Here is a 1,855-nt window from a genome sequence, read left to right as displayed (position 1 = left end):
CGACGTGATCAGCCGGATCAACGACATCCAGACCACGATCGCCTCGGCGGTGGAGGAGCAGACGGCCACCACCAACGCCATCGGCCGGAACGTGGGCGACGCAGCCGCCGGCGCCGGCGCCATCTCGGCCGACGTCTCCCAGGTGGCCGCCGCCGCCGAGGACACCCGGCGGGGGGCCAGCAACACCATGGCCGCCGCCACCGACCTGGCCGACATCGCCGGCCAGCTGCGCGCCCTGGTCGGGCGCTTCAAGGTCTGAGGCCCCCATGTGGACCTCGATCCCACGCCCCGCCCCGATGCACGGAGGAACCCGATGACCGACCTAGCCACCCCGCCGATCAACGGCTCGGAGAGCCATGACTCCGAGCTGCTCCGGCCCGCCGGTCACGAGTCCGAGCGCCAGCCCGAGCCCGTGGCCGAGACCACGGCGGAGGAGCGCGAGCTGCTCGACGCGATGCCGGCACGGGTCTTCCTGACCGACCGCACCCGTCGGATCCGCTACGCCAACAAGAAGGCCGTCGACGAGCTCCGCCCGGTCGAGGAGTTCATGCCCTACAAGGTCGACGAGCTGATCGGCTCCGACGTGAAGCCGCTCTTCGCCTTCATCGGCGACATCGACAAGGTGGACTACTACTGGGAGAACCACCACGAGCTGCCCTACCAGAACCAGCTGATGATCGGCTCGGAGCACGCCGAGATGACCGTCAGCGCGATCTATCGCGAGGACGGCGAGTTCAACGGCGTGATGGTCGCCTGGGTCTACGTCAGCGACCGGGTCCGGGCCGAGCGTCGCCTGCACCGGGCCAACGCGATGATGGAGAGCTCGCCGCTGCCCCTGATGTATGCCGACCGCAAGCGGGTCATCACCTACATGAACCCGGCGGCGGTGGAGACGATGCGCCGCCTCGAGCCCTACATGCCCATCACCGCGGAGCAGATGGTGGGCCTGAGCGTCGACATCCTGGCCACCGGCACCGAGCAGACCGACACCGCCCTCGGCCAGGCCGCGCTCGACGAGCTGCGCCTGGAGAACCTGCCGCTGCGGGCGGAGCGCCGGGTGGGCCCGGAGACCCTCGACATCCTCTTCTCCGCGATCTACGACAGCGGCGGCGACTACGTCGGGATGACGGTCACCTGCGAGCTGGTGACCGAGAAGCTGCAGGTCGAGCGGGAGGCCCTCCAGGCCGCCTCCGACACCGCCGCCGTCAACCAGGTGCTGGGCGCGCTGAGCACGGCCATCACGGTCGACGAGGCGATCGAGCGCACCCAGCAGGTGGTCTGCCAGGAGTTCAGGTGGCAGTACTCCTCCGCCTGGCGGGTCGACGAGGAGGCGGGCCGGCTCGTCTTCGCCTCGGCCTCCGGGGACATCAGCGACGAGGTCGCCCGTCTGCTGGCCCGCAGCACCTTCCTGCGCGGGTCCGGCCTCCCGGGCCGGACCTGGGCGGAGGGCGACGTGATCCTCTCCGAGGCCTCGAGCCTCCCGGAGCTCTTCACCGGACCGATGCGCGAGCACGGGGTGGAGCTCAGGTCGGGGCTCAGCTTCCCGGTGCGCGGCGTCGGTGGGGTGGTGGCCACGCTCGACTTCTTCAGCAGCAAGGAGGCCGACCTGACGCCGCAGCGGGTCGAGACGCTGCGCAACATCAGCGACCTGGTCTCGCAGGCGGTGGCGCGGATCCAGCGCGACGAGGTGGACCGGGCGGCGTCGGCGGAGCTGGCGGGCAAGGTCGACCTGGTGCTCGAGGTGGTCCGCGCCGTGGGCGAGGGCGACCTGACCCGGGACATGCCGGTGACCGGTGACGACGCGATCGGTCAGCTGGCCCAGGGTCTGGGCGAGGTGCTGACGACGTTGCGTGGG

The 1,855-nt window shown here is 70.8% G+C and carries 1 protein-coding gene and 1 pseudogene; both read left to right on the top strand.

The annotated features are described in order from the left end of the window. Positions 1 to 259: pseudogene (locus AC4BGE_RS18855) on the top strand (methyl-accepting chemotaxis protein); the annotation flags it as partial. Positions 260 to 313: 54 nt separating this feature from the next. Further along, the coding region (locus AC4BGE_RS18850) for a GAF domain-containing protein (protein ID WP_490576283.1) at positions 314 to 1,855 on the top strand (1,542 nt) is incomplete at its 3' end.

Source organism: Nocardioides sp. Z50_6 (genome assembly GCF_058215755.1).
The sequence above is the reverse complement of the archived record's forward strand: the minus strand, read 5'-3'. Positions and strand labels throughout refer to the sequence as shown.